Source organism: Endobacterium panacihumi, from assembly GCF_050847465.1.
GTDB lineage: Bacteria > Pseudomonadota > Alphaproteobacteria > Rhizobiales > Rhizobiaceae > Neorhizobium > Neorhizobium panacihumi.
In genome coordinates this window covers 1-1,678 of the sequence record NZ_JBOZRA010000018.1, presented here as the reverse complement: position 1 = coordinate 1,678, position 1,678 = coordinate 1, and the positions used below count along the sequence as shown (strand labels likewise).

Sequence of the window (1,678 nt, the reverse complement as noted above, 5' to 3'; positions counted from 1 at the left end):
ACATGTTCTGATACACCGGGCCTTCCGCACCCTGCGGCGGCACCCAGTTGATGTTCTGGTTGGGGTCCTTGATGTCGCAGGTCTTGCAATGAACACAGTTCTGCGCGTTGATGACGTAGACCGGGCTGCTCCCCTCCGGGCCATCCTTCTCGACCCATTCATAGACCCCGGCCGGACAGTAACGCGTCGAAGGCCCGGCATAAACGTCGTGCTCGGAGCGTTTCTGCAGGTCCATATCCTTCACCTGCAGATGAACCGGCTGGTCCTCCTCATGGTTGGTGTTGGACAGGAAAACAGACGACAGGCGGTCGAAGGTCAAGACGCCATCCGGCTTCGGATAGTCGATCTTCTTGTGTTTTGCCGCCGGCTCGAGTGAGGCCGCATCCGTCTTGCCGTGTTTCAGCGTGCCGAACAGGGAGAAGCCGAACAGCTGGTTGGTCCACATGTCGAGACCGCCGAGCGACACGCCGAGCACCGTGCCGAGCTTCGACCACAGCGGCTTGACGTTGCGCACCCGCTTCAGGTCCGTGCCGATCGGACCGTCGCGCCATTCGTTCTCGATCTCGACCACTTCGTCATTGGCGCGGCCCGCTGCAATCGCTTCCGCCAGTTTTTCCGCCGCCAACATGCCGGACAGGACCGCGTTGTGAGATCCCTTGATGCGTGGCACGTTGACGAGACCGGCCGAACAGCCGATCAGTGCACCGCCCGGGAAGGTCAGTTTTGGAACCGACTGGTAACCGCCCTCGGTGATGGCGCGCGCACCGTAGGAGAGGCGTTTGCCGCCTTCAAAAGTCGGGGCGATGGCCGGATGCGTCTTGAAGCGCTGGAATTCCTCGAACGGGTAAAGATAAGGGTTCTTGTAATTGAGGTGGACGACAAAACCGACCGCCACCTGATTGTCCTCCAGATGGTAAAGGAAGGAACCACCGCCGGTCTTCATGTCGAGCGGCCAGCCGAATGAGTGCTGCACCAAACCGAGCCTGTGGTTCTCCGGCTTCACCTGCCAGAGTTCCTTGATGCCGATGCCAAACTTCTGGACGTCGCGATCCTTGGAGAGATCAAATTTTGCGATCAGCTGCTTGGCGAGCGATCCGCGCACACCTTCACCGATCAGCGTGTATTTCCCGAGCAATTCCATGCCGCGGGTAAAATTCGGGCCGGGCTCGCCATCCTTCTCGATCCCCATGTCGCCGGTGGCGACACCGCGCACGGCGCCGTTGTCATTGTAAAGCACTTCGGCAGCAGCAAAGCCCGGATAAATCTCGACGCCAAGGGCTTCCGCCTTTTCGCCGAGCCAGCGACAGACGTTTCCGAGCGAGACGATGTAATTGCCGTGATTGTTCATCAAAGGCGGCATCAAGATGTTGGGCAGGCGGATGGAACCGGCCGGGCCGAGCAGCATGAAATGATCGGCGGTGACTTCGGTCTTGAAGGGATGGCCTTCCTCCTCGCGCCAGCCCGGCAGCAGCGCATCGATGCCGGAAGGATCGACCACGGCGCCCGACAGAATATGCGCGCCGACTTCCGCACCCTTTTCCAGAACCACGACCGACAGGTCCGGGTTGATCTGCTTCAGACGGATCGCAGCCGAAAGGCCGGCAGGACCGGCGCCGACGATCACAACGTCGAATTCCATCATCTCCCGTTCGGGAAGCTCTGTCGCTTCGGTCATGTC

At 60.3% G+C, this 1,678-nt stretch carries 1 protein-coding gene; it reads right to left on the bottom strand.

Going from position 1 to position 1,678, the window contains the following annotated elements; all coding sequences use genetic code 11:
• Positions 1–1,675, bottom strand: a 1,675-nt coding sequence (locus tag ACRQ1B_RS29110) for an electron transfer flavoprotein-ubiquinone oxidoreductase (RefSeq protein WP_432297841.1), incomplete at its 3' end; no start/stop codon positions are given.
• Between the last annotated feature and the right edge of the window lie 3 nt (positions 1,676–1,678).